Origin of the sequence: Halalkalibacter alkaliphilus, from assembly GCF_023555415.1 — a bacterium.
GTDB lineage: Bacteria > Bacillota > Bacilli > Bacillales > Bacillaceae_D > Halalkalibacter > Halalkalibacter alkaliphilus.
Genome location: NZ_JAKRYL010000023.1, coordinates 1 through 24403, shown reverse-complemented (window position 1 = coordinate 24403; position 24403 = coordinate 1). Strand labels below are relative to the sequence as shown.

The following is a 24403-nucleotide window of genomic DNA, read 5'->3' as shown; positions in this document are numbered from 1 at the left end:
ATTGAAAGAAAGGAGGACACATCATGCCGAAAGTAGCATTATTTAACCAAGCAGGTTCACAAGTTGGAGATATCGAACTGAATGATTCTGTATTTGGAATTGAACCAAACAAAAGTGTGCTTCATGACGCTGTAGTTATGCAACAAGCATCTCTTCGTCAAGGAACACACAAAACAAAAGGACGTTCTGAAGTACGTGGTGGTGGTCGTAAACCATGGCGTCAAAAGGGAACTGGTCGTGCACGTCAAGGGTCGATCCGTTCACCACAATGGGTAGGTGGTGGTGTAGTATTTGGTCCAACGCCAAGAAGCTACAGCTACAAATTACCTAAAAAAGTTCGTCGTTTAGCTATCAAATCTGCTCTTTCTAGTAAAGTGCAAGCTGAGGAAATCGTAGTACTTGATAACTTAGCATTTGATGCGCCAAAGACTAAGGAAATGGCTGCAGTACTTTCTAGCCTATCTGCTGACCGTAAAGCATTAGTAGTAACTGCTGACTATAATGAAGCTGTTGCTCTATCTGCACGTAACTTACCTGGTGTAACATTTGTTACAGCTGACGGAGTAAGTGTGCTTGATGTGCTTAAGCATGATAAGCTTGTTATTACGAAAGACGCCGTTGAAAAGGTAGAGGAGGTGCTTGCGTAATGTCAAACGCTCGTGATATCATTAAGCGCCCTGTGATTACTGAACGTTCAACAGATCTAATGAGTGAAAAGAGATATACGTTCGAAGTTGATGTTCGTGCTAATAAAACTCAAATTAAAGATGCGATCGAAGAAATCTTTGAAGTAAAAGTTGATAAAGTGAACACAATGAACTACAAAGGAAAATCAAAACGTTTTGGTCGTTACACGGGTTACACTGCTCGTCGTAAAAAAGCCATCGTTACATTAACACCTGAGAGCAAAGAACTTGAGTTCTTTGAAGGTGTATAAAAACACTAGCGAAGGAGGGAACTGAAAATGGCGATTAAAAAGTATAAACCAACCAGTGCCGGTCGTCGTGGTATGTCAGTATTAGACTTTGCTGAAATCACAACGGATAAACCGGAAAAATCGTTACTAGCACCTATACACAAAAAAGGCGGACGTAACAACCAAGGTAAATTAACTGTTCGTCACCAAGGTGGCGGTCATAAACGTCAATACCGTGTTATTGACTTCAAACGTAACAAAGATGGAATTCCAGGCCGCGTTGCTACGATCGAATACGATCCAAACCGTTCTGCAAACATCGCACTAATCAACTATGTTGATGGTGAAAAACGTTACATCCTAGCGCCAAAAGGCCTTAAAGTTGATATGATGATTGAATCAGGAGCTGAAGCGGATATCAAAGTAGGTAATGCATTACCACTTAAAAATATCCCTGTAGGTACTGTTATCCATAACATCGAGCTTAAGCCAGGGAAAGGCGGACAATTAGTTCGTTCTGCTGGAACTGAAGCACAACTATTAGGTAAAGAAGGCGATTACGTTCTTGTTCGTTTAAACTCTGGCGAGACTCGCTACATCTTAGCTACTTGCAGAGCTACAATCGGTCAAGTTGGTAATCTAGAGCATGAGCTTGTTAATATTGGTAAAGCAGGTCGTTCACGTTGGTTAGGCAAACGTCCAACTGTTCGTGGATCTGTTATGAACCCTAACGATCACCCACACGGTGGTGGTGAAGGTCGCTCACCAATCGGACGTAAGTCTCCAATGTCTCCATGGGGTAAACCAACTCTTGGATACAAGACTCGTAAGAAGAACAAAGCATCTGATAAGTATATTGTACGTCGTCGTAAAAAATAACGGGATTGCACTACGGTTCTAATTAGAACCGTGGGTAATCACGAAGGGAGGTTTTCTCATGGGTCGTAGTTTAAAAAAGGGACCTTTTGTCGATGATCATTTGATGAAAAAGGTTGAAGCAATGAACGAAGGGTCTGATAAGGACAAACGCGTTATCAAGACTTGGTCTCGCCGCTCAACAATTTTCCCTGAGTTTATTGGTCATACTATCGCAGTATATGATGGCCGTAAACACGTGCCTGTTTACGTTTCTGAGGACATGGTAGGACACAAACTAGGTGAATTCGCACCAACTCGTACGTATAAAGGTCATGCAGCTGATGATAAGAAAACAAGACGTTAATAGGTAAGTAAGAGAGGAGGTCAATCCTATGCAAGCTAAAGCGGTAGCAAAACAAGTTCGTATTGCTCCTCGTAAAGTTCGTTTAGTTATAGACTTGATTCGTGGAAAGCAAGTTGGTGAAGCTGTAGCAATCCTGCGTCACACACCAAAAGCTGCTTCTCCTGTTGTAGAAAAGCTTTTAAATTCTGCAATCGCGAATGCTGAACATAACTATGAAATGGAGCCAAACAACCTTGTAATTAGTGAAGCGTATGTTGATGAGGGTGTTACGTTGAAACGTTTCCGTCCACGTGCGATGGGTCGTGCAAGCCGAATTAACAAACGTACTAGTCATATTACATTAGTTGTAACTGAAAAGAAGGAGGGATAAGACGTGGGTCAAAAAGTTAATCCTACTGGACTTCGAGTTGGCGTTATTAAAGACTGGGAGTCAAAATGGTACGCTGATAAAGATTACGCTGATTTATTACACGAAGACATTAAAATTCGTGAGTATGTAGAAAAACGTTTAAAAGATGCATCTGTATCTAAAGTAGAAATCGAACGTGCTGCTAACCGTGTTAACATCACAATTTCTACTGCTAAGCCAGGAATGGTGATCGGAAAAGGCGGTTCAGAAGTTGAAGCGTTACGTAAAGCACTTAATTCATTAACTGGTAAGAGAGTTCACATCAACATCCTTGAAATTAAGCAAGCTGACTTAGATGCGAAGCTTGTTGCAGAAAATATTGCTCGTCAATTAGAAAATCGTATTTCGTTCCGTCGTGCGATGAAACAAGCAATCCAACGTACAATGCGTTCTGGTGCTAAGGGTATTAAAACTCAAGTATCTGGTCGTCTTGGCGGTGCTGATATCGCTCGTGCAGAACATTACAGTGAGGGAACTGTTCCACTTCACACACTTCGCGCTGATATCGATTATGGTACAGCTGAAGCTGATACAACATACGGTAAACTAGGTATTAAAATCTGGATTTATCGTGGTGAAGTCCTTCCAACGAAAGGAACGAAAAAAGAGGAAGGAGGCAACTAATTATGTTAATGCCTAAACGTGTTAAATATCGTCGCGAACACCGTGGGAAGATGCGCGGTCGTGCGAAAGGCGGTACTGAAGTACATTTTGGTGAGTATGGTTTACAAGCTCTTGAAGCTTCTTGGATTACAAACCGTCAAATCGAATCTGCTCGTATTGCAATGACTCGTTACATGAAACGTGGTGGTAAGGTTTGGATTAAGATTTTCCCATCTAAGCCATACACTGCTAAGCCGTTAGAAGTTCGAATGGGTTCTGGTAAAGGTGCTCCTGAAGGATGGGTAGCAGTTGTCAAGCCTGGTAAAATCATGTTTGAAATCTCTGGTGTTTCAGAAGAAGTTGCTCGTGAAGCTTTACGTCTTGCTTCTCATAAATTACCGGTTAAATGTAAGTTTGTAAAACGCGAAGAAGTGGGTGGTGACGCAAATGAAAGCTAATGATATTCGTAACTTAACCACTGCTGAAATTGAGCAAAAAACGAAATCACTTAAAGAAGAGTTGTTCAACCTTCGCTTTCAACTAGCGACTGGACAATTAGATAACCCAGCCCGTATTCGTGAAGTTCGTAAAGCAATCGCTCGTGCAAAAACAGTTTTGCGTGAACGTGAGCTTGGAATTAACAACGGCTAAAAAGGAGGTTTGCTTAAATGGAACGCAACCAACGTAAAGTTTACAGAGGACGTGTTGTTTCTGACAAAATGGACAAAACAATCTCAGTTCTTGTAGAAACTTACAAAAAAGATCGTTTATACGGAAAGCGTGTAAAGTACTCAAAGAAGTTTAAAGCTCATGATGAGAACAATAGCGCAAAAGTTGGCGATATCGTAGAAATTATGGAAACTCGTCCGCTTTCTAAAGACAAACGTTTCCGCTTAGTACAGATCGTAGAAGAAGCGGTAATTATCTAATAGAATACTGGTTTCGAAGGGAGGTAAGTTTGTATGATTCAACAAGAATCCCGTTTAAAAGTTGCAGATAACTCTGGTGCTCGTGAGGTACTTTGTATTAAAGTACTTGGTGGTTCTGGTCGTAAGACAGCTAATATTGGTGATGTTATTGTTTGTTCGGTAAAACAAGCAACACCAGGTGGCGTTGTCAAGAAAGGTGACGTTGTTCGAGCTGTAATCGTACGTACTAAGAGCGGTGCTCGTCGTAATGACGGTTCATACATCAAATTTGATGAAAATGCTGCTGTAATTATTCGTGATGATAAGAGCCCACGTGGTACTCGTATTTTTGGACCTGTTGCACGTGAACTTCGTGATAACCAATTCATGAAGATTGTGTCTCTTGCTCCGGAAGTTCTTTAATAGAAGATTATTGAAAGGCCCTGTCAAGGAGGTGCGAACATGGCAAATATGCATGTCAAAAAAGGTGATACTGTTAAGGTCATCTCTGGAAAAGACAAAGGGAAACAAGGTGTAATCCTTGAGGCGTTCCCAAAGAAGAACCGTGTACTTGTTGAAGGTGTTAACATTGTAAAGAAGCATGCTAAACCTTCTCAAGATAACCCACAAGGTGGAATCTTGAACCAAGAAGCACCAATTCATTCTTCTAACGTTATGCCTATCGACCCTAAGTCTGGTGAACCTACACGTGTAGGTCATAAGGTAGAGAACGGTAAAAAGGTACGTATTGCTAAGAAGTCTGGCGAATCTTTAGATAAGTAAGTCAGTGTGTGAAAGGAGGTCAATCGTATGAGTCGATTAAAAGAAAAGTATACAAGTGAAATTGTTCCTTCTCTAGTAGAGAAGTTCAACTATTCATCTGTTATGGGTGTTCCGAAGCTTGAGAAAATCGTTGTTAACATGGGTGTTGGTGACGCAGTATCAAATGCTAAGGCACTTGACAAAGCAGTTGAAGAATTATCTGAAATTACAGGTCAAAAACCTTTAGTTACTAAGGCGAAAAAATCAATTGCGGGATTCAAACTACGTGAAGGTATGCCTATCGGCGCGAAAGTAACACTTCGTGGAGAGCGTATGTATGATTTCCTTGATAAATTAATCTCTGTATCACTGCCACGTGTACGTGACTTCCGCGGTGTTTCTAAAAAAGCATTCGACGGTCGTGGGAACTACACTTTAGGTGTAAAAGAGCAATTGATCTTCCCTGAAATTGATTACGATAAAGTGGATAAAGTTCGTGGTATGGATGTTGTTATCGTAACTACAGCTAACACGGATGAAGAAGCTCGTGAACTTTTAACACAAATGGGAATGCCATTTCAAAAATAATCGAAGTCGTTTCGAAGAGGAGGGAAAACGTTGGCGAAGAAATCAATGATTGCAAAGCAAAAACGCACACAGAAGTATAAAGTACAAGAATATACACGCTGTGAACGTTGCGGTCGTCCTCATTCAGTATTACGTAAGTTTAAACTTTGCAGAATTTGCTTCAGAGAACTTGCTCACAAAGGGCAAATTCCTGGTGTGAAAAAAGCTAGTTGGTAATCCCAAGAACGGGAAGGAGGTAAATAATATGGTCATGACAGATCCAATTGCAGATATGCTTACTCGCATTCGTAATGCTAACACGGTTCATCACGAGAAGCTTGAACTACCTGCTTCTAAGGTGAAGAAAGAAATCGCTGAAATCCTTAAGCGTGAAGGTTTCATCCGTGATTTTGAATATATCGAAGATAACAAGCAAGGTGTAATCCGCATCTTCTTAAAATATGGTGCTACAAATGAGCGTGTAATTACTGGACTTAAGCGTATTAGTAAACCAGGACTTCGCGTTTATGCGAAAGCTGGCGAACTTCCACGTGTACTAGGTGGTCTTGGTATCGCATTAGTTTCAACATCTAAAGGCGTAATGACAGACAAGGATGCGCGTCAACAACAAATTGGTGGCGAAGTTTTAGCTTACGTTTGGTAAGACAATCCTTGAATTGAACGGAGGTGCAAAAGAATGTCTCGTATTGGTAAAAAGCCAGTAGAAGTCCCTAGTGGAGTTACTATCACGCTTGATGGTACGTTAATGACTGTAAAAGGTCCTAAAGGCGAACTTAAGCGTAATCTCCATGAAGATATGAAAATCAATATCGAAGAAAATCAAGTAACAGTTGAGCGTCCTTCTGATAATAAGGAGCACCGTGCACTTCACGGTACAACTCGTAGCTTGATCAACAACATGGTTGAAGGTGTAACAAAAGGTTTCGAACGTTCACTTGAACTTGTCGGTGTCGGTTACCGTGCTACTAAGTCAGGTCAGAAACTAGTTCTTAACGTTGGTTACTCTCACCCAGTTGAGATCGTACCTGAAGAGGGTATTGAGGTTGAAGTTCCTTCTAACACGAAGGTAACTGTAAAAGGAATTGACAAGGAGCGTGTAGGTGCACTTGCATCTAACATCCGTTCTGTACGTTTACCTGAGCCTTATAAAGGAAAAGGTATTCGTTACGAAGGCGAATATATTCGTCGTAAAGAAGGTAAGACTGGTAAATAATCACTAACTCACGGAAAGGAATGACGTTCAATGATTACGAAGCGTAATAAAAACGTAGCTCGTAAGAAGCGACATGCACATGTTCGTCGTGCGATTACAGGAACACCTGAACGTCCTCGTCTAAATGTTTTCCGTTCATCTAAACATATTTACGCTCAGCTTATTGATGACGTAAATGGTGTTACACTTGCTTCTGCATCTACTCTTGATCCAGAGGTAGCTGCAGATGCGACGAAAACAGATGCGGCCAAACTTGTAGGTGAACTCGTAGCGAAACGCGCGATTGAAAATGGACATAAAGTAGTTGTATTTGACCGTGGTGGTTATTTATATCACGGACGTGTTGCAACACTTGCAGCAGCAGCTCGCGAAGCTGGCTTGCAATTCTAAGAAAAAAAGGAGGGAAAACGAATGCGTCGTATTGACCCTAATACGTTGGAACTTGAAGAAAAAGTAGTAGCAGTCAATCGTGTAGCTAAAGTAGTTAAAGGTGGACGTCGTTTCCGCTTTGCTGCATTAGTTGTAGTTGGCGATAAAAATGGCCATGTTGGATTCGGTATGGGTAAAGCTCAAGAAGTTCCGGAAGCGATCCGTAAGGCTGTAGAAGATGCAAAGAAAAATCTTATTGAAGTACCTGTTGTAGGCACGACAATCCCTCATGAGATTGTTGGACATTTTGGTGCAGGACGTGTCCTACTTAAAAATGCTTCAGAAGGTACAGGAATTATTGCTGGTGGACCAGTACGTGCGGTGCTAGAGTTAGCTGGTATCGGTGATATTCTTTCAAAATCTCTTGGTTCAAATAACCCGATCAACATGGTTCGTGCAACTATGGAAGGTCTTAAAGGTTTAAAACGTGCTGAAGATGTTGCTAAACTTCGCGGCAAATCCGTGGAAGAACTGTTAGGATAAGGAGGGAAAGTAAATGGCTAAGAAATTAGAAATTACCCTCACTCGTAGTCTTATCGGGCGCCCGGAAGACCAACGCGTTACTGTGAATACTCTTGGTTTGCGTAAGATGCACCAAACAGTAGTTCAACAAGATAACGCTGCGATTCGCGGTATGGTAAACAAGGTATCTCACCTTTTAACTGTAAAAGAAATCGAAGCTTAATTGATAATATTTAAATACGAGGAGGTGTCGACATGAAACTTCATGAGTTGAAACCTGCAGAAGGATCACGTAAAGTTCGTAACCGTGTAGGTCGCGGAATTGGTTCTGGAAACGGTAAGACAGCAGGTAAAGGACATAAAGGACAAAACGCTCGTTCAGGCGGTGGAGTACGTCCTGGTTTTGAGGGTGGACAAAACCCTTTATACCGTCGTCTACCGAAACGTGGGTTCACAAACCCAACTCGTAAGGAGTATACAGTAGTTAACCTTGATACGCTTAATCGCTTTGATGCGGGTACTGAGGTAACTCCTGAACTTCTTATTGAATCGGGTACAGTGAAAAACGTAAAGGTTGGTATCAAGGTTCTAGGTAATGGAAAACTTGAGAAAAACTTAACTGTTAAAGCACATAAGTTCTCAGCGTCTGCAGTAGAAGCTATCGAAGCTGCTGGCGGTAAAACTGAGGTGATTTAATGTTCCGGACTATCTCCAACATTATGCGCGTGGGTGATTTACGCCAAAAGGTGATTTTCACCCTCCTTATGCTCATTGTCTTTCGTATCGGAAGTTTTATTCCTGTTCCAGGAGCGAACAAGGATGTACTGAATTTTCATGATCAAGCGAATGCATTTGGGTTTTTGAATACGTTTGGTGGTGGAGCTTTAGGGAACTTTTCAATCTTCGCAATGGGTATTATGCCATATATTACTGCTTCAATCGTTGTGCAGTTATTACAAATGGATGTCGTACCTAAGTTTGCTGAATGGGCGAAAGAAGGGGAAGCTGGTCGACGTAAATTAGCTCAGTTTACCCGTTATGGAACAATCGTGTTAGGTTTTATTCAAGCGCTAGGGATGTCTATTGGTTTTAATTCCTTATTTCCAGGTTTAATTCCTAATCCTAGTGTTCCAACTTATCTTTTTATTGCTTTAGTGTTAACTGCAGGTACTGCTTTCTTAATGTGGTTAGGTGAACAGATTACAGCTAAGGGTGTAGGTAATGGAATTTCGATTATTATCTTTGCAGGTATTGCTGCTGGGATTCCAAATGGAATTAACCAAATCTATGCTACTCAAATTGAAGGTGCTGGTGAGCAACTTTTCCTAAGTATTGTTACCGTCCTTCTTATTGCGCTTGCTGTATTAGCAATCATCGTGGCTGTTATCTTCGTTCAACAAGCATTAAGAAAAGTACCAGTCCAATACGCTAAGCGTCTTGTAGGGCGCAGTCCTGTAGGCGGCCAGTCTACACATTTACCGTTAAAGGTAAATGCTGCAGGTGTAATTCCGGTTATCTTTGCACTTTCCTTGTTTATCTTTCCGCCAACCGTAGCCGGTTTCTTTGGAACTGATAATCAGATCGCTGCTTGGGTAACAAGAGTATTTGACTATACTCAACCAATTGGAATGGTCGTTTATGCACTTCTTATCATTGGGTTTACGTATTTCTATACGTTTATTCAAGTTAATCCGGAAAAAATGGCTGACAACCTCAAAAAGCAAGGTGGGTATATCCCAGGCATTCGTCCCGGTAAGACAACACAGACTTACTTAACACGTATTTTATATCGATTAACGTTTGTTGGTGCACTCTTTCTTGCTATTGTTTCCATTATTCCTGTATTCTTCACTAGATTGATGGATTTACCACCTGCTGTTCAGATTGGTGGTACTGGATTATTAATCGTTGTTGGTGTAGCATTAGACACGATGAAGCAAATTGAAAGTCAGCTAATTAAACGTTCTTATAAAGGGTTTATTAAGTAATAAGGGGATCTGGGAAGTAATTTTTCTTCCCGTTCGCCTTCTGTTGTTAAATCGGAGCGATGGAGGGAGATTGGAATGAATCTAATTTTAATGGGACTACCTGGTGCTGGTAAAGGCACACAAGCTGAGAGAATTGTTAAGGAGTACGGCATTCCTCATATTTCAACAGGCGATATGTTTCGCGCTGCGATTAAAGGGGAAACCGAACTTGGTTTAAAAGCTAAATCTTTCATGGATGCTGGCGAACTTGTACCTGATGAAGTAACAATCGGGATTGTAAGAGATCGTTTAGCAGAAGATGACTGCCAAAAGGGTTTCTTGTTAGACGGATTTCCTCGTACAGTTGCTCAAGCAGAAGCGTTAGAAGAGTTATTAGAATCTCTTGGACGTAAGATTGATTTTGTCTTAAACGTTGATGTTCCTGAACAACTTTTAATGGATCGTTTAACTGGACGTCGTGTTTCTCCTACTTCTGGTAGAACTTATCATGTCATTTTCAATCCACCTAAAGTGGAAGGGATTTGTGATGTTGACGGAAAAGAATTAGTTCAGCGTGATGATGATAAGCCAGAAACAGTGAAAAAGCGTCTTGAAGTAAACCAAAAGCAAGCAAAGCCTTTAGTAGATTTCTACACAGAAAAAGGCTACCTGCGTGATATAAATGGTGATCAAGATATAGATAAAGTATTTGAAGATATTGATCAGCTGTTGAAAGGACTTCATGCATGATCATTTGTAAGACGGAAAGAGAAATTGAAATCATGCGCGAAGCTGGAAAGATTGTTGCTTTAACGCATCAAGCGTTAAAAGAACATATTCAGCCTGGCATATCTACAAAAGATTTGGATGAGATTGCTGAAAAGTTGATTCGTTCTCACGGAGCAACTCCCTCATTCAAAGGTTATAATGGGTTTACAGGCAGCATCTGTGCTTCGGTAAATGAGGAACTAGTACACGGTATTCCTGGGAAGAGAGTGCTTAAAGATGGAGATGTCATTAGCGTTGACATCGGAGCTTATTATAATGGTTATCACGGTGATTCTGCATGGACATATGCAGTTGGCGAGATTTCTAAAAAAGATCAAGAACTGTTAGATGTTACAGAAGCTTCTCTATTTAAAGGTTTAGAGTTTGCTAAGCCAGGGAATCGACTGTCAGATATCTCACATGCGATTCAATCGTATGCAGAACCATTAGGATATTCGATTGTTCGTGAGTATGTTGGACACGGTGTTGGGCAAGACTTGCATGAGGACCCTCAAATTCCTCATTATGGTCCGCCAGGCAAGGGTCCAAGACTCAAACCAGGAATGGTTTTGGCTATTGAACCGATGATTAATGCTGGTACACGCTATGTACGTACTCTTTCTGATAACTGGACAGTTGTGACTGTTGACGGAAAGAATTGTGCACACTTTGAGCATACAATTGCTATTACGGATTCAGGTTTTGAAATCTTAACGAAAGCTTAAATGTAGGTGATGATGTCTATGCAAGACTCTGGTTCTTCTCCGGAGATTGGTCAGATCGTTTTGATTACGAAAGGACGTGATCAAGGTCAGTTAGGGATTATAGTTGAACTAATTGATGATCGCTTTGTGAAAATTGCAGATGGCGACAGACGAAAAGTTGACCGAATGAAGAAAAAGAACATGAATCACCTAGAGTTACTTGATTACATTGCTGATGAAGTGAAGAACAGCTTTGTTGAAACAGGACGTGTTACTAATGGAAAGTTACGTTATGCGATAACGAATTTCTTAGAGTATCATTCTGATTTACTGAAGGAAGGAGAGTGAGCCCATGGCTAAAGAAGATGTTATTGAGGTAGAAGGTACAGTTATTGAACCTCTTCCAAATGCAATGTTTCGTGTTGAATTAGAAAATGGTCATAAGATTCTTGCCCACGTTTCTGGAAAGATTCGTATGCATTTCATTCGAATTCTTCCTGGTGATAAGGTGACTGTCGAACTATCTCCTTATGATTTAACACGTGGACGAATCACATATCGATACAAATAATACGTTGCGAGAGCGACTAGCATGATAATCTTTGATTGTCCTGCTTTATACTGATTAGTTGTAATCAGAGCACTCCGTACCATATAGGAGGTAAAAAAAATGAAGGTAAGACCATCAGTCAAGCCTATTTGTGAAAAATGTAAAGTTATCCGTCGTAAAGGGACGGTCATGGTTATTTGTGAAAACCCTAAGCATAAGCAAAAACAAGGCTAATTAACAAGGAGGTGCTGCACATGGCACGTGTTGCAGGCGTCGATATTCCTCGTGATAAACGCGTAGTAATTTCACTTACGTATGTTTACGGGATCGGCAAAGCTAAGTCGTCTGAAATTCTAGCGAAAGCAGGTGTATCTGAAGATACTCGCGTTCGTGATCTAACAGAAGAAGAATTAGGGCGCATTCGTGAAGCAGTTGAAGGCTACAGAGTAGAAGGTGACCTTCGTCGTGAAGTTTCACTTAACATTAAACGTCTAATTGAAATTGGTTCATATCGTGGTATCCGCCACCGTCGTGGTTTACCTGTTCGTGGACAAAATTCTAAAAACAATGCTCGTACGCGTAAAGGTCCTCGTCGTACAGTAGCAAATAAGAAAAAGTAGTAAAGGAGGTCGCATAAAAAATGGCTAAGAAAACGAATACTCGTCCAAAGCGTCGTCAACGTAAAAATGTTGAAGCTGGAGTTGCTCACATTCGTTCAACATTCAACAATACGATCGTGACAATTACAGATACGCATGGTAATACAATTTCTTGGGCTAGTGCTGGTGGATTAGGATTCAAAGGTTCTCGTAAGTCAACTCCATTCGCTGCTCAAATGGCAGCTGAAACTGCTGGTAAAACAGCAATGGAGCATGGCATGAAGACTATCGAAGTTTCTGTTAAGGGACCTGGTGCTGGTCGTGAAGCGGCAATCCGTTCTTTACAAGCTGTTGGACTTGAAGTTAACATGATCAAAGATGTTACTCCAGTTCCTCACAACGGTTGTCGCCCACCAAAACGTCGTAGAGTATAACGGAAAAAATCTTTGTATAGATTTTCCTGACTTTGTCAATAATGGATAGAGCGATAACAGTCCTGTTGGCAAAATTGGTGTAAGCTTAGGAATTGCCTGCTGGTTATCCGGTAAGGCAATCCTTGCAGTCTACCGGAGTTCGACGTTTTGAAGGAGGGTTTGTTTAATGATAGAAATTGAGAAGCCAAATATTGAAGCGGTTGAAGTAAGTGAAGACGCAAAGTATGGGAAGTTTGTGATAGAACCATTAGAACGTGGGTATGGTACTACGCTAGGTAACTCCTTACGTCGTATTCTTCTTTCCTCTTTACCAGGCGCTGCTGTAACATCTGTTCAAATTGATTCTGTATTACATGAGTTCTCTACAATCGAAGGTGTTGTAGAAGATGTAACGACAATCATTTTGAACCTAAAGAAGCTTGCTCTTAAAATCTATTCTGATGAAGAGAAGACCCTTGAAATCGACATCCAAGGTGAGGGTGTTGTAACAGCAAATGACTTAACACATGACAGTGATGTGGAAGTTCTAAATCCTGATCTTCACATTGCAACACTTGCACAAGGTGCACATCTTCGTATGCGACTTGTAGCAAAGCGTGGTCGTGGTTATGTTCTTGCTGAGGGCAATAAGAATGACGATCAACCAATTGGAGTACTTCCTATTGATTCGATTTACACACCAGTTTCACGTGTGAATTATCAAGTTGAGAATACACGCGTCGGTCAAGTAACCAACTATGACAAACTAACTCTTGATGTCTGGACTGACGGAAGCATCCGTCCTGAAGAAGCTGTTTCTTTAGGTGCTAAGATCTTAACTGAGCATTTAAACATTTTTGTTGGAATGACGGACCAAGCACAAAATGCTGAAATTATGGTTGAAAAAGAAGAAGATCAGAAGGAGAAAGTTCTTGAAATGACAATTGAAGAACTTGATCTATCGGTTCGTTCTTATAACTGTTTGAAGCGTGCTGGTATTAATACGGTTCAAGAATTGACTCATAAGTCAGAAGAAGACATGATGAAAGTTCGTAATCTTGGTCGTAAGTCATTAGAAGAAGTTCAAGAGAAGCTTGGAGAGCTAGGACTCGGTCTTCGTAAAGAAGAATAGTACTACCCCTCAACTTTTCTATTACGTTTTATATAGTGTTGCTCGATTATTCGAGCAGGTAACAAAGGAGGGAAACGAACATGGCATACGCAAAATTAGGTCGTGATAGCGCTGGTCGTAAGGCTCTATTCCGTGATTTAGCAACTGATCTTATTATTAACGAGCGTATCGAAACAACTGAAGCGAAAGCGAAAGAGCTTCGTTCAATCGTTGAGAAAATGATTACACTTGGTAAGCGTGGAGATTTACACGCACGTCGTCAAGCCGCTGCTTTCATCCGTAGAGAAGTAGCAAATGAAGAGACTGGCGAAGACGCTATCCAAAAACTTTTCTCTGATATTGCAACTCGTTATGAAGAGCGTCAAGGTGGTTATACACGTATCCTTAAAATGGGTCCTCGTCGTGGTGACGGTGCACCTATGGTTATTATCGAGCTTGTATAATTGAATTGATACATGAGTGAATAGATGAGGCGACAAAGGGCAAATCAGATCTGAGCACGTATGCTCTGACTCTGGGCCCTTTTTTGTTTGCTCATTTTTCTAAGAGGGTGAAGATGTGTCCGCTTTAATTTCTTTAGATAATGTCACTTTTCAGTATGAAAATGCTGATGATTATGCGTTAAGGGATCTTACTGTCAGTATTGAGGCTAACGAATGGGTAGCTATACTTGGTCGGAATGGATCAGGTAAATCAACGTTTGGTAGGCTTCTAAACGGATTACACTTACCTTCGAAAGGTACGGTAATGGTCTCTGGCATGTCTACTAAAAACGAAAGTGAGCTTTGGTCCATTCGTAATGTAGTAGGGATGGTTTTTCAAAATCCCGAGCATCAATTCGTAGCCACGACCGTAAGAGATGATTTAGCTTTCGGGTTAGAAAATTTAGGCGTGAGTCGTGAAATTATGGAAGAGAGAATAACAAAGTACGCTTCACTAGTCGGAATCGCTCATCTTCTTGAATCTGAACCGCATCGTTTATCTGGTGGTCAAAAACAACGAGTGGCCATTGCAGGGATTATGGCTATGGAGCCAGAAGTGATTGTCTTTGACGAAGCGACATCCATGCTTGATCCGATTGGCAGAAAAGAAGTGATGGAAACAATTCAAATGCTGCACCAAAGAGGGGTCACAATTATTTCTATTACTCACGACATGGATGAAGCAGTGCTGGCTAGTCGTTTGCTTCTCTTTCATGAGGGCAGGCTCGCATTAGAAGGGCGCCCAGAAGAATTGTTTTCTAAAAAAGAAAGATTAACAGAGTTAGGATTATCTCTTCCTTTTTCGGTTGAATTGCAGCATGAGCTTGAAGAAGAAGGAATTACTTTACGTAAGACATGCCTGAGTGAAAGCGAGCTGATGAATGAGTTATGGACATTGTATTCAGCGAAGTAGAATATCGCTATATGAAAGGTACACCTTTTGAGAAGGTTGCGCTCAAAGATTTTTCTGTAACCATTCCGTCAGGCTCATTTACTGCTGTAATTGGCCATACTGGCTCTGGTAAGTCAACGTTTATCCAACATATTAATGGATTGTTACGCCCTAGTGCTGGCTCGGTTAAGGTTGGTAACTATGAGTTAAAAGCTGGCGAGAAGAAAGTAAATTTAAAAGGATTAAGAAAACGAGTCGGTTTAGTTTTTCAATACCCAGAGCATCAACTATTTGAAGAGACGGTAGAAAAGGATATTTGCTTTGGTCCTATTAACTTTGGGTTACCTAAAGAGAAGGCAACCAGGCGAGCGAAGGATCTTCTTCCACTCGTTGGATTAAAAGAAGACATTCTATCAACCTCTCCCTTTCAATTAAGTGGTGGTCAAATGCGCAGAGTTGCGATTGCGGGAGTGCTAGCTGTTCAACCATCGGTGCTTGTGTTAGATGAACCTGCTGCAAGTCTTGATCCAGAGGGCCGGGATCAAATGATGAAGCTGTTTTATAATTATCATAAAACAAACGAAACAACGACCGTTCTTGTCACTCATCATATGGAGGATGCGGCTAAGTATGCAGATCTAATTATAGTGCTGCATAATGGCTCTATTGAAATGGTAGGGGGACGAGAACTTATTTTTGAGCAAGCGGCAAGATTGCATGAAATTGGCCTCGATTTGCCTAAGTCTGTCCGTTTTCTCCAAAGTATAAAAGAGAAGTTTGGCTTAGATGAGGTACCTATGCATTTTGATACAAAAGGCACTTCTCATTTCTTAGGAAATTTAATTAAGCAAAAAGGGGAGTAGATCAATGTTACAAAATGTCATTATTGGACAATATGTATCTACTTCTTCGATCTTACATCGTCTTGACCCACGGTCAAAGTTAATTAGTGTTTTTTTATTAGTTCTCATTATCTTTCTTGCGAATAATTGGCTAACTAATTTATTAATTATTTTATTTACAATTGGTATGGTAATTTTATCACGTGTACCGCTTACGTTTATATATAAAGGGATTCGGCCAATTCTATGGTTAGTTTTGTTCACGTTTCTTCTTCATCTCTTTCTAACAAGAGAAGGAGAGGTGCTCTTCCGAATAGGCTTTTTTACTCTTTATGAGGAAGCACTTCGACAAGGGGTTACAATTGCTATTCGTTTAATAACGATTATTTTGCTTACTTCACTCGTAACTCTGACAACAAGACCGATTGATCTGACAGATGGGCTTGAAAGCTTATTTAGTCCATTAAAGAAAGTTCGTTTACCTGCGCATGAGCTAGCTCTTATGATGTCAATCGCTTTGCGGTTTATTCCAACCTTTATGCAGGAAACGGAAAAAATTATGAAGGCTCAGATGGCAAGGGGTGTCGATTTCACATCGGGTCCTATCAGTCAACGGATTAAGGCCTTACTGCCGCTTCTAGTTCCATTGTTTATTAGTGCATTTAACCGAGCAGAGGATTTAGCTCTTGCTATGGAGTCACGTGGCTATCGTGGAGGCGAGGGACGTACAAAATATAGAGTACTTCTATGGAAGTGGAGAGATACAATTGCATTCCTTTTTTGTGTTAGCTTTGGTGCAGTGATCATTTTGTTACGGTTTATATGAAAGGGAGGATGAAGGTGAAGCGAGTTGCTTTATGGGTCACATACGAAGGTACAAGCTTTTCAGGTTATCAAGTGCAGCCTAATAGTCGAACCGTTCAGGAAGAAATAGAGACGGCGGTTTCTCGAATTCATAAAGGCGAGCAAATCCGAATCCATTCATCTGGTCGCACAGACACCAGCGTACATGCAAGAGGACAGGTTGTTCATTTTGATACAACATTAGCCATTCCTGCTGATCGTTGGCCTAAAGCGTTAAATGCTTGTCTTCCGGATGATATTCGTATTATAGAAGCTAGTTATGTCTCTTCGGACTTTCATTCTCGCTATCTTGCAGTAAAGAAGGAATATCGCTATCGTGTTTTACTTAGGCAAGAAGGTGATGTGTTCAGACGAAATGTAACTCATCATGTACCGTATCAAGTCTCAATCTCACGGATGCAGAAGGCAGCCGAAACGCTTATTGGGACACATGACTTTTCGTCTTTTTGTGCCGCTAACACAAGTGTAGTAGACAAAGTGCGGACGTTATTTGCTATTTCCATTGAGCAAGACCATGACGAACTCGTCTTTAAGTTGGTTGGAAATGGTTTTTTGTACAACATGGTTCGAATTATTGTGGGAACTTTGTTAGAAATTGGTGCAGGGAAACGCGAAGTGAACGAACTTTCTTCGATTCTTGCTGCAAAGGACAGGACCATTGCAGGAAAAACAGCTCCTGGAACTGGACTATTTCTCTGGAAAGTATCTTACGCAGAGCCTATTTTTAGTGAATTATATTAGTCTTATAAAAAAATCATATAACAACGATGCCTAGTGTAACATTTTGTTGACATTGGGTTTTGAATATTATATGATGTTAGATGGTAATTCCAAAACCCACTAGCCCCGGGTTCGGAATGTTACATTAGACATTGGTTTTAACATTTTAGATTTTATTTTGACAATACGAAAGTGATCGTTTCTTTAGGAGGGAAATTCATGCGTACAACATATATGGCAAAGCCAAACGAAGTTGAGCGTAAGTGGTATGTAGTAGACGCTGAAGGTCAAACGCTTGGTCGTTTAGCTTCAGAAGTTGCTTCTATCCTACGTGGTAAGAACAAACCAACTTTTACTCCTCACGTTGACACTGGTGATCATGTAATCATCATTAACGCTGAGAAAATTGAACTAACAGGTAACAAATTAAATGACAAGATTTACTACCGTCATACAAATCACCCAGGTGGTTTAAAAGCAACGAAAGCAGCTGATATGCGTGCTAACAAGCCTGAGCGTATGCTTGAGCTTGCAATCAAAGGAATGCTTCCAAAGAACACTCTTGGACGCGCACAAGGCATGAAGCTTCATGTATATGCAGGACCAGAACACAAACATCAAGCTCAAAAACCAGAAGCTTACACGCTTCGTGGTTAATCGATAGGAGGGTATTATTTTGGCACAAGTACAATATTATGGTACAGGTCGCCGTAAGCACTCTGTTGCTCGCGTTCGCCTTTTACCAGGTGATGGCCGTATCGTTATTAACGGTCGCGAATTAGATGAATACTTCAATCTTGAAACTTTAAAGCTTATCGTTAAACAACCACTTGTTGAGGTTGGCGTAGAAGGTCAATACGACGTTCACGTTAATGTAGATGGTGGTGGTTACACAGGACAAGCGGGCGCTATCCGTCATGGTGTTGCTCGTGCTCTACTTCAAGTAGATCCTGACAACCGTCCTGCTCTTAAAACTGCAGGTTTCTTAACTCGTGATGCACGTGCGAAAGAGCGTAAGAAATACGGTCTTAAAGCAGCACGTCGTGCACCTCAGTTCTCAAAACGTTAATATACTGGCGTTTGGAAGGCTCTCATCCATTTTGGATGGGGGTCTTTTTTTGTAGAAGTAGGTTCCATTTCATTTTACAAATCATGTGCAACATATGAAGTCTTCAGAGATAGTTTATTCGTTAAGTTGACTTATTATGTTTGAAGGAAGTCAACCAATGGAAATGTAATGTGTTTGTTTCTGTAAAGGGGAGAGGATAATTGCTGGAATTAGACAGAGCCTTTATTGAATTAATGATTCTAAATTATCAAACACTTGGACAATATCGACAGTATTTCCACTGCATGCTCCTAGTTTTTCCTCCTCATACTAATGAGAAAGAAAATGAAATGATAGGAGCGGAGGATTATGACCGTAACTTTGCTTTCAGAAAAACGAAGGGAAAAGCAATGGAAATTTGAACGAAGCGTACTTCGAAGCCTTTCCTTGAAGAAGCTTCAAGTGAATGTTGAAGAGCATTTCAAGACTGTTGTCCCTTTTCATTTTCTTTCTCACCCTTTTTTATTAGACCCATGTATGGATATGGCTATTGATGCTTATTTGTTAGGAGCTGAATACGGAAAGTTTGGCTATCTAGGTGAGTCCATTGCAGACGTAAAGCGAAGATGTGATGATGATGTTACAGAAATAAGCCACTGTATTTTTAATCTTCTCCAAGGTTGGTTAATTGAATCTGATTATTTGCTTGATTCCTTACAGATTGCCACTGAAGCCTTTGTAGATCATTGGTGGACAAAAGGTTTTATTGAAGGGGAGAAAAGGTACCGCTTGAGGTTGCATTAATAAATGATTTTTCTTTATAATATGCGTGGCTTACCACTGCTTTTGAGAGGAATGCAAAGAAGAGAAAAATATGAGGCCACTGAAAAAGCCCTTGAAAGTTATTCAAGGAAGCTGCAATGGCTACACATGTTGCGCGCCTGCTACGAGAAACCCACTCATAGCGGGCTTTAAAAAATTGCAACGGTTCCGCTCATTGCATAGAGTGCACTAAAAAAGGGAAAATCACCTTTTTCAGTGCACTTGAAAACATCTACTTTTTGTATTCCTTTTTCATATTCTGCTCCTTGTCCCAATATATATAAATGGACGAGGAGGGATGGTAGTGAATTTGATAAAGTGGTTAAAAGGTGCGGCCTTTGCTCTAGGTGTAGTCAGTTTGTTATTTATTATTCAATATCAATTTGTAAGTAATGATTCATGGTCTACTTGGAACTTGCCATTGTCAGGTAAAATCATAGTAGTTGATCCAGGGCATGGAGGAATTGATGGCGGAGCTGTTTCAAAAAGTGGAATGCTTGAAAAGGATGTTACATTATTAATAAGCGAGCAGCTTAGAGATTATTTACAAGAAGCCGGAGCGCTTGTGTTAATGACGAGGGAAGATGATCACGATTTGGCAAATGCAGATACGAAAAAGATAAGACAAAGAAAAAATGAAGATTTAAGACGGCGTGCGGAAATTGTAAATGATTCAGATGCTGATATGTTTGTAAGTCTTCATTTAAATGCAATTCCTTCGCCTAGATGGAGTGGCGCACAAACGTTCTATAACCGAGCGATACCAGAAAATGAGCGCCTGGCTAAACTCGTCCAAGATGAAGTCATTCGTAATTTAGAAAATACGACAAGGCAAGCTAAGCCGATTCATAACGTATATTTATTAAAACAAGCATCAATTCCTGGTGTTTTAATTGAAGCTGGGTTTTTATCGAATCCAACGGAAGCAGAGTTATTAAATACCGAGGAATATCAACAGAAGGTTGCGGCATCAATCTATCAAGGGATCTTACGTTATTATACAGATGAAAAAGTTCCAGAATAAACAATGTGGAACCGGATTCACGCTCGCCTTTACTCCTATGCTATACTAGGGATATAACTGGAAAAGGAAGGTGTCCGTATTGGTATCAGAAGCAGTAGTCATCGAAGCATTAAAGCGAGTAAAAGATCGAGACTTAAATAAAAATCTTGTCGAAACGGGTGGCATCCGCGAAATAAAGGTAAAAGAAGGAAATGTTAGTTTGAAAATTGCTTTAGCAAAAACTGGAACCGCTGAACAAATGGAAGTGCAGCAAGAGATCGTTAATGTTGTTAAGGGAGAAGGAGCTACTTCAGTAGGTCTTAGATTTGAAGAGCTTTCAGAAGAGGAGCTTCAAAAGTTAGGTGGAGTGAGTGAACCTGCTTTTTTAGGTCCTCAAATTTTAGCTCCTAATAGCAAAACGACATTTATTGCCGTAACTAGTGGAAAAGGTGGAGTAGGAAAATCTACGGTTTCAGTGAATCTAGCTACGACACTTGCTCGTTTAGGTAAAAAAGTGGGAATCATAGATGCTGATATTTACGGTTTTAGTGTACCTGATATGATGGGAATTGAAGAACGTCCGAAGGTGATTGCCGATCGAATCTATCCAGTTGAGCGTTTCGATGTAAAAGTCATTTCAATGGGATTTTTTGTTGAAGATAATGCTCCTGTTATCTGGAGAGGACCGATGCTTGGAAAGATGTTAAATCAATTCTTCACGGAAGTAGAATGGGGAGATTTAGATTATTTAGTACTAGATTTGCCGCCTGGAACAGGTGATGTTGCATTAGATCTTCATACGATGCTTCCTCATTCAAAAGAGATACTTGTAACGACTCCTCATGCTACTGCGGCATTTGTGGCTGCAAGGGCAGGAACAATGGCAATTAAAACACATCATGAAATTTTAGGTGTTGTTGAAAATATGGCTTATTTTGAAAGCCGTGTAACAGGTGAAAAAGAGTATGTCTTTGGTACGGGTGGAGGCGAAAGGCTAACAGAGGAATTAAAGACTGATTTATTAGGACAAATTCCTCTAGGGCAGCCAGAGATTAATAAAGATGACTTTGCTCCATCTGTCTATGCTGCGGATCATCCAATTGGACAAATTTATGAACAGATTTCTAAAAGAGTGATTGAAAAAACTAGCTAACAAAAAAAGCCCTCATGAGGGCTTTTTTTGTTGATTTAATATGATACATTGTTGAATTATGTTGAAAGTGGTAATGAGTAACTCTGAAGCTAGTTCCCCCCACCACCTTCATCGCCGCCGCCTTCTCCACCGCCTTGGGCAGGCTGATCTTGTTTTTCCATTTGTTGCTCGGCGACCTTGGTAAGAATTTCATTTATTTTCGCTGTGAAATAAGGGCTTTCAAAAGACTCTGACATGATAGCCATAACTTGTGTCCGATACTCCTTGGATTTCATTGTTTCTAAAAAGGCATCTTCCATTTCTGGATCTTGCAGCACAGTAATCATCATAGCTTGGTATTCAGGATCTTTCATTAAACTTTTAAGCATCTTTTCATTTTCCGTTTGCATGCTTTCTGCGAAGGTTTGTGCAAACTCAGGATCTTTCATTACCTCTTGCCAAAAGGTTTTCCCTTCCTCAGACGTGAGCGTTGTTTGGATTGTTTCTTTTACAAAGGCTGTATCCATAACGATTTCCTTTTTTACTTCTTCATCTGCTAAAACTTCTTGAACTGCTTTTTTTCCTTCATCGGTCTGTAGCATATCAACCATCATTTTTTTTGTGGTGTCGTAGTCAGGACTGTTATTGCCACCACTATTGTCAGCTGCTGCACAACTAGCTAGAGTTACTAGAAGGAAACTAATTACAATTACAGATAAAGTTTGTCTCATGCTGTGCGGCTCCTTTCGGTCATTTTGTCATTAATTTGAGATATTTGTCGCTCAATTATTCATGACAAACAGAGAAGTTCTAGCATTTTTTTTAGGAGATTGTTACAATCATGTAAGCATAATTGAATATTGGGGGATTTGTCTGTGAACAGTCGAAAAGTTGTTTACTTGTTTTTTTCCACTCTTTTAGTTGGTAGCATTAGTGGTGCAATTGTAGGATTTATATTGGATTTCCACGTATATACAGAAGGTTCATTTTTGAATTTATTTTTCGGACTAATATGGCTACTCGGTATTTGTGCAGCCTTTAGTTTAATTAGTCAAATGGGTTTCTTTGCGTATTTAACGCTTCATCGTTTTGGTCTTGCATTATTTAAATCACAGAAGCTTTGGAATTATGTACAAGTGATTCTTGTCGGGTTTGTTGTGTTTGATTTAATTTACTTTAGGTACATTGCGTTTGCTGAACCAGGTGAAACGATTTTAAATTATATGATTATGCCATTTTTGTTACTTATCTACGGACTTATAATTGCTTATTTGAAGGCGAAAGGTACAAACCAAGGTGCGTTTATCCCTGCTTTATTCTTTATTGTTGTCGTTACCTCTATTGAATGGGTTCCGGCATTAACGGTAAATGACCCTAAATGGTTATGGCTCTATTTTACTCCTTTAATTACAGCAAATACATGGCAGCTCTTAACGTTGCATCGTTTGACAAAGAAAGAAAATTAGTAGAACTTAATCCAAAGAAGGGCACTCTGTGTTATACAGGGTGCCCTCTTACTTTCTTTTTATTTGATTTCTTCGTTTTCTGATATTGTACTTGCTATTAAATCTTCAACTGTAGTGAAGGAAAATCCTTTGCCTCGAAGTTGATCAATGATAATAGGCAGAGCTTTGTGCGTCTGTTTGACTGAATCAGAAGCATGAAACAAAATGACGTCACCAGATCCTGTTTTAGGTACTACAGCATTCACAATCGCGTCAACTCCAGGGTTTTGGTAGTCTTTTGAGTTAACACTCCAGTGAACAACGCTATATCCTTGTTTATCAGCCAAGTTTAATACACGCTTGTCAAATGAACCATTGGGAGGACGCAAAAGCGTAGGTTTGTCCCCAGTAAGGTCAGACAAAATTTGAGTACTCTGATTGATATCTTTTCTTATTTTTTCATCTTCCCAACTTGTATAGTCTTTATATTGATAACCATGGCTTCCAACTGTGTGGCCTCTTTCTTTAATCTCTTTTACAACATCAGGGTAGCGTTCTGCCCAAGAAGCAGAAACAAAAAAGTTTGCATGATCTACTTCCTTTTGGTCTAGAATGTCTAAAATCGGGCCAATACGATTTTCTCCCCAGCTAATGTTAAACGTTAGTGCTACTTGCTTATCATCAGTCTCGGCCTTATAAAAAGCTTGCGGTCCATCTGGGGTAGAGAAGACGGCTATTTGAGAGCGTTCTACATAAAGTAAACCAGCCGTAAAAAAGGCAGCGATGATAATTAGTGATAATTGCTTAATTCGTTTGGCATGAAAGATCCAAAAGAAATTCATTTCTTACCCTCCTTGTCCATTGTTATGAACAATCTATGGTGTAAACATAGAAGATATGAATAAAATTGGAACAAATTGAAAACAATTTAAAAGAGTTTTTGAGAGAAGAACTGGAGATCATCAAGTAAAGAGATTTTGTAGTTGTTAGTCACAATAGTCGAGGTGGTTTAGTGTTAGGGGTTATTTTAAACGAAAAAGAGGTACAAGAAGTAGAATATATGTTAAAAAGAGAGATGGAAGAGTTACTGTTAGACCTATCTGATCCGCGGATTGATGATGTAGTAAAGCGTGCAATGGAGGAAAAGTACCAGATTGTTTTTAAAATCTATAAAAGATTCGTGCCTCCTAAGGAAACCATGAAATATGTTCTAAACAAACGCAGCACACAGTAAATTGTGTGCTGGTTCTTTTTTGTTACAGGATAGAAACGGCACAAAAGGTGTTACTGCTTAGTTTTTTATTAATTTTCTTTTTAGTGTTGACTTTCATTATAGGCAAATGTTATATTATTTCTTGCCGCAAATAGTTCTTTAAAAGTGGTGTTGACCACTAAAACTGTTTGTGTTATAGTAAGACGAGTCGCTAGTGAAGTGACATTTAGTTCTTTGAAAACTGAACAAAAGCCAAGCGAAATAGAGATACATGATATCTCAGGGATTTTTAAGG

Annotated in this window: 43 protein-coding genes; 40 read left to right on the top strand and 3 right to left on the bottom strand. The window is 40.1% G+C overall.

What is annotated here, in order from left to right:
• The first annotated feature begins 23 nt into the window (after positions 1-23).
• The 38 genes from rplD to MF646_RS18155 all read left to right on the top strand — a co-directional run bounded on the left by rplD (position 24) and on the right by MF646_RS18155 (position 21471).
• A complete protein-coding gene (rplD, locus tag MF646_RS18340; RefSeq protein WP_250097957.1) occupies positions 24-647 on the top strand; it encodes a 50S ribosomal protein L4 in 624 nt (207 codons plus the stop codon).
• Complete coding sequence (rplW, locus tag MF646_RS18335) at positions 647-937, top strand: 50S ribosomal protein L23 (protein WP_034631495.1); 291 nt, start codon at positions 647-649, stop codon at positions 935-937. Before rplD ends, rplW begins: the two co-directional genes overlap by 1 nt.
• Before the next feature lie 27 nt (positions 938-964).
• Complete coding sequence (rplB, locus tag MF646_RS18330) at positions 965-1795, top strand: 50S ribosomal protein L2 (RefSeq protein ID WP_250097956.1); 831 nt, start codon at positions 965-967, stop codon at positions 1793-1795.
• A gap of 58 nt (positions 1796-1853) precedes the next feature.
• Positions 1854-2138: a 30S ribosomal protein S19 gene (gene rpsS, locus MF646_RS18325; RefSeq protein ID WP_034745219.1), complete on the top strand. Its 285-nt coding sequence runs from the start codon at positions 1854-1856 to the stop codon at positions 2136-2138.
• A 28-nt stretch (positions 2139-2166) separates the two neighbouring features.
• On the top strand, positions 2167-2508 hold the full coding sequence (rplV, locus tag MF646_RS18320; RefSeq protein WP_250097955.1) for a 50S ribosomal protein L22: 342 nt from the start codon (positions 2167-2169) through the stop codon (positions 2506-2508).
• A 3-nt stretch (positions 2509-2511) separates the two neighbouring features.
• Positions 2512-3171: a 30S ribosomal protein S3 gene (rpsC, locus tag MF646_RS18315; protein ID WP_034631487.1), complete on the top strand. Its 660-nt coding sequence runs from the start codon at positions 2512-2514 to the stop codon at positions 3169-3171.
• 2 nt (positions 3172-3173) lie between these two features.
• On the top strand, positions 3174-3608 hold the full coding sequence (gene rplP, locus MF646_RS18310; RefSeq protein WP_250097954.1) for a 50S ribosomal protein L16: 435 nt from the start codon (positions 3174-3176) through the stop codon (positions 3606-3608).
• Positions 3598-3801: a 50S ribosomal protein L29 gene (gene rpmC, locus MF646_RS18305; protein ID WP_003322618.1), complete on the top strand. Its 204-nt coding sequence runs from the start codon at positions 3598-3600 to the stop codon at positions 3799-3801. Before rplP ends, rpmC begins: the two co-directional genes overlap by 11 nt.
• Before the next feature lie 17 nt (positions 3802-3818).
• The gene (gene rpsQ / locus MF646_RS18300; protein ID WP_250097953.1) at positions 3819-4079 is read left to right on the top strand and encodes a 30S ribosomal protein S17; all 261 of its coding nucleotides are present in this window, start codon (positions 3819-3821) and stop codon (positions 4077-4079) included.
• A 33-nt stretch (positions 4080-4112) separates the two neighbouring features.
• Complete coding sequence (rplN, locus tag MF646_RS18295) at positions 4113-4481, top strand: 50S ribosomal protein L14 (RefSeq protein ID WP_035664749.1); 369 nt, start codon at positions 4113-4115, stop codon at positions 4479-4481.
• Between the two features lie 48 nt (positions 4482-4529).
• Positions 4530-4841 (top strand): 50S ribosomal protein L24, encoded by a 312-nt coding sequence (gene rplX, locus MF646_RS18290; RefSeq protein ID WP_250097988.1) that lies wholly within the window; start codon positions 4530-4532, stop codon positions 4839-4841.
• Positions 4842-4868: 27 nt separating this feature from the next.
• Complete coding sequence (gene rplE, locus MF646_RS18285; RefSeq protein ID WP_250097952.1) at positions 4869-5408, top strand: 50S ribosomal protein L5; 540 nt, start codon at positions 4869-4871, stop codon at positions 5406-5408.
• 30 nt (positions 5409-5438) lie between these two features.
• Positions 5439-5624 carry a type Z 30S ribosomal protein S14 gene (locus tag MF646_RS18280; RefSeq protein WP_012957149.1) on the top strand — a complete coding sequence of 62 codons (186 nt, stop codon included), beginning with the start codon at positions 5439-5441 and terminating at the stop codon, positions 5622-5624.
• A gap of 28 nt (positions 5625-5652) precedes the next feature.
• A complete protein-coding gene (gene rpsH / locus MF646_RS18275) occupies positions 5653-6051 on the top strand; it encodes a 30S ribosomal protein S8 (protein ID WP_250097951.1) in 399 nt (132 codons plus the stop codon).
• A gap of 33 nt (positions 6052-6084) precedes the next feature.
• Positions 6085-6621: a 50S ribosomal protein L6 gene (gene rplF / locus MF646_RS18270; protein ID WP_250097950.1), complete on the top strand. Its 537-nt coding sequence runs from the start codon at positions 6085-6087 to the stop codon at positions 6619-6621.
• Between the two features lie 30 nt (positions 6622-6651).
• Complete coding sequence (rplR, locus tag MF646_RS18265) at positions 6652-7011, top strand: 50S ribosomal protein L18 (protein WP_250097949.1); 360 nt, start codon at positions 6652-6654, stop codon at positions 7009-7011.
• 21 nt (positions 7012-7032) lie between these two features.
• A complete protein-coding gene (rpsE, locus tag MF646_RS18260; protein WP_250097948.1) occupies positions 7033-7533 on the top strand; it encodes a 30S ribosomal protein S5 in 501 nt (166 codons plus the stop codon).
• A gap of 13 nt (positions 7534-7546) precedes the next feature.
• Positions 7547-7735: a 50S ribosomal protein L30 gene (gene rpmD, locus MF646_RS18255; RefSeq protein ID WP_034631470.1), complete on the top strand. Its 189-nt coding sequence runs from the start codon at positions 7547-7549 to the stop codon at positions 7733-7735.
• A gap of 32 nt (positions 7736-7767) precedes the next feature.
• Positions 7768-8208 carry a 50S ribosomal protein L15 gene (rplO, locus tag MF646_RS18250; RefSeq protein ID WP_250097947.1) on the top strand — a complete coding sequence of 147 codons (441 nt, stop codon included), beginning with the start codon at positions 7768-7770 and terminating at the stop codon, positions 8206-8208.
• Positions 8208-9500 carry a preprotein translocase subunit SecY gene (gene secY / locus MF646_RS18245; protein WP_250097946.1) on the top strand — a complete coding sequence of 431 codons (1293 nt, stop codon included), beginning with the start codon at positions 8208-8210 and terminating at the stop codon, positions 9498-9500. The genes rplO and secY overlap by 1 nt, the downstream gene beginning before the upstream one ends.
• 75 nt (positions 9501-9575) lie before the next feature.
• Entirely contained in the window at positions 9576-10229 is a 654-nt protein-coding gene (locus MF646_RS18240; RefSeq protein ID WP_250097945.1) for an adenylate kinase, read from the top strand.
• Positions 10226-10972, top strand: coding sequence for a type I methionyl aminopeptidase (map, locus tag MF646_RS18235; RefSeq protein WP_250097944.1), 747 nt, complete (start codon positions 10226-10228; stop codon positions 10970-10972). The genes MF646_RS18240 and map overlap by 4 nt, the downstream gene beginning before the upstream one ends.
• A gap of 18 nt (positions 10973-10990) precedes the next feature.
• Complete coding sequence (locus MF646_RS18230; RefSeq protein ID WP_250097943.1) at positions 10991-11299, top strand: KOW domain-containing RNA-binding protein; 309 nt, start codon at positions 10991-10993, stop codon at positions 11297-11299.
• Between the two features lie 4 nt (positions 11300-11303).
• On the top strand, positions 11304-11522 hold the full coding sequence (infA, locus tag MF646_RS18225) for a translation initiation factor IF-1 (RefSeq protein WP_010896341.1): 219 nt from the start codon (positions 11304-11306) through the stop codon (positions 11520-11522).
• A gap of 99 nt (positions 11523-11621) precedes the next feature.
• Positions 11622-11735 (top strand): 50S ribosomal protein L36, encoded by a 114-nt coding sequence (rpmJ, locus tag MF646_RS18220; protein ID WP_003322638.1) that lies wholly within the window; start codon positions 11622-11624, stop codon positions 11733-11735.
• Between the two features lie 20 nt (positions 11736-11755).
• Complete coding sequence (gene rpsM, locus MF646_RS18215; protein WP_250097942.1) at positions 11756-12121, top strand: 30S ribosomal protein S13; 366 nt, start codon at positions 11756-11758, stop codon at positions 12119-12121.
• Positions 12122-12141: 20 nt separating this feature from the next.
• Positions 12142-12534 carry a 30S ribosomal protein S11 gene (gene rpsK / locus MF646_RS18210; RefSeq protein WP_034631459.1) on the top strand — a complete coding sequence of 131 codons (393 nt, stop codon included), beginning with the start codon at positions 12142-12144 and terminating at the stop codon, positions 12532-12534.
• Between the two features lie 166 nt (positions 12535-12700).
• Positions 12701-13645 (top strand): DNA-directed RNA polymerase subunit alpha, encoded by a 945-nt coding sequence (locus MF646_RS18205; RefSeq protein ID WP_250097941.1) that lies wholly within the window; start codon positions 12701-12703, stop codon positions 13643-13645.
• A gap of 80 nt (positions 13646-13725) precedes the next feature.
• Positions 13726-14088, top strand: a complete 363-nt coding sequence (rplQ, locus tag MF646_RS18200) for a 50S ribosomal protein L17 (RefSeq protein ID WP_034631456.1) — start codon at positions 13726-13728, stop codon at positions 14086-14088.
• 115 nt (positions 14089-14203) lie between these two features.
• Positions 14204-15040: an energy-coupling factor transporter ATPase gene (locus tag MF646_RS18195; RefSeq protein WP_250097940.1), complete on the top strand. Its 837-nt coding sequence runs from the start codon at positions 14204-14206 to the stop codon at positions 15038-15040.
• Complete coding sequence (locus MF646_RS18190) at positions 15016-15882, top strand: energy-coupling factor ABC transporter ATP-binding protein (protein WP_250097939.1); 867 nt, start codon at positions 15016-15018, stop codon at positions 15880-15882. Before MF646_RS18195 ends, MF646_RS18190 begins: the two co-directional genes overlap by 25 nt.
• A gap of 4 nt (positions 15883-15886) precedes the next feature.
• Positions 15887-16687 carry an energy-coupling factor transporter transmembrane component T family protein gene (locus MF646_RS18185; protein WP_250097938.1) on the top strand — a complete coding sequence of 267 codons (801 nt, stop codon included), beginning with the start codon at positions 15887-15889 and terminating at the stop codon, positions 16685-16687.
• Positions 16688-16701: 14 nt separating this feature from the next.
• Entirely contained in the window at positions 16702-17466 is a 765-nt protein-coding gene (truA, locus tag MF646_RS18180; RefSeq protein ID WP_250097937.1) for a tRNA pseudouridine(38-40) synthase TruA, read from the top strand.
• Positions 17467-17664: 198 nt separating this feature from the next.
• Positions 17665-18102, top strand: coding sequence for a 50S ribosomal protein L13 (rplM, locus tag MF646_RS18175; RefSeq protein ID WP_034631444.1), 438 nt, complete (start codon positions 17665-17667; stop codon positions 18100-18102).
• A gap of 19 nt (positions 18103-18121) precedes the next feature.
• Positions 18122-18514, top strand: a complete 393-nt coding sequence (gene rpsI / locus MF646_RS18170; protein WP_034631441.1) for a 30S ribosomal protein S9 — start codon at positions 18122-18124, stop codon at positions 18512-18514.
• A 348-nt stretch (positions 18515-18862) separates the two neighbouring features.
• Complete coding sequence (locus MF646_RS18165) at positions 18863-19297, top strand: YbaK family protein (protein ID WP_250097936.1); 435 nt, start codon at positions 18863-18865, stop codon at positions 19295-19297.
• Between the two features lie 316 nt (positions 19298-19613).
• A complete protein-coding gene (cwlD, locus tag MF646_RS18160) occupies positions 19614-20339 on the top strand; it encodes an N-acetylmuramoyl-L-alanine amidase CwlD (RefSeq protein WP_250097935.1) in 726 nt (241 codons plus the stop codon).
• Positions 20340-20418: 79 nt separating this feature from the next.
• Positions 20419-21471 (top strand): Mrp/NBP35 family ATP-binding protein, encoded by a 1053-nt coding sequence (locus MF646_RS18155; protein WP_250097934.1) that lies wholly within the window; start codon positions 20419-20421, stop codon positions 21469-21471.
• Between the two features lie 89 nt (positions 21472-21560).
• Here the strand turns inward: MF646_RS18155 and gerD are convergent, their stop codons facing one another.
• Complete coding sequence (gerD, locus tag MF646_RS18150; protein WP_250097933.1) at positions 21561-22181, bottom strand: spore germination lipoprotein GerD; 621 nt, start codon at positions 22179-22181, stop codon at positions 21561-21563.
• Positions 22182-22325: 144 nt separating this feature from the next.
• Here gerD and MF646_RS18145 point away from each other — a divergent pair, with 144 nt between their 5' ends.
• Positions 22326-22916 (top strand): KinB-signaling pathway activation protein, encoded by a 591-nt coding sequence (locus tag MF646_RS18145; protein ID WP_250097932.1) that lies wholly within the window; start codon positions 22326-22328, stop codon positions 22914-22916.
• A 59-nt stretch (positions 22917-22975) separates the two neighbouring features.
• On the opposite strand, the gene pdaB is transcribed toward MF646_RS18145, so the two are convergent.
• Positions 22976-23737, bottom strand: a complete 762-nt coding sequence (gene pdaB / locus MF646_RS18140) for a polysaccharide deacetylase family sporulation protein PdaB (protein WP_250097931.1) — start codon at positions 23735-23737, stop codon at positions 22976-22978.
• 170 nt (positions 23738-23907) lie between these two features.
• On the opposite strand from pdaB, the gene MF646_RS18135 reads away from it, so the two are divergent.
• Positions 23908-24129, top strand: a complete 222-nt coding sequence (locus MF646_RS18135) for a hypothetical protein (protein WP_250097930.1) — start codon at positions 23908-23910, stop codon at positions 24127-24129.
• A gap of 80 nt (positions 24130-24209) precedes the next feature.
• Here the strand turns inward: MF646_RS18135 and MF646_RS18130 are convergent.
• A partial coding sequence (locus tag MF646_RS18130) for a hypothetical protein (protein WP_250097929.1) occupies positions 24210-24403 on the bottom strand: 194 nt, incomplete at its 5' end.